The sequence below is a fragment of the Phycicoccus jejuensis genome (genome assembly GCF_000720925.1).
Lineage (GTDB): Bacteria > Actinomycetota > Actinomycetes > Actinomycetales > Dermatophilaceae > Phycicoccus > Phycicoccus jejuensis.
This window is the reverse complement of sequence record NZ_JOEE01000087.1, coordinates 1-236: the sequence shown is the minus strand read 5'-3', so window position 1 is coordinate 236 and position 236 is coordinate 1. Positions and strand designations below refer to the sequence as shown.

General features: G+C 69.5%; 1 protein-coding gene. It reads right to left on the bottom strand.

Translation table 11 applies throughout. The annotated features are described in order from the left end of the window. Positions 1–236, bottom strand: a 236-nt coding sequence (locus tag IG69_RS0119725) for a DDE-type integrase/transposase/recombinase (protein WP_030529859.1), incomplete at both ends; no start/stop codon positions are given.

Here is a 236-nt window from a genome sequence, read left to right as displayed (position 1 = left end):
GTACTGGCTGCCTCGGTCGCTGTGTGCCACAACGGATCCGAGGTCGGCGCCGGTGCGTTGCCGGGTCCAGATGGCCTGCTCGAGGGCGTCCAGGACCAGTTCGGTGCTCATGCTGGTGCCGGTGCGCCACCCCAGGATGCGGCGGGCGTAGGCGTCGACGACGAACGCGACGTACACCCACCCTGACCAGGTCGAGACGTACGTGATGTCGGCGACCCACAACCGGTCCGGCGCGG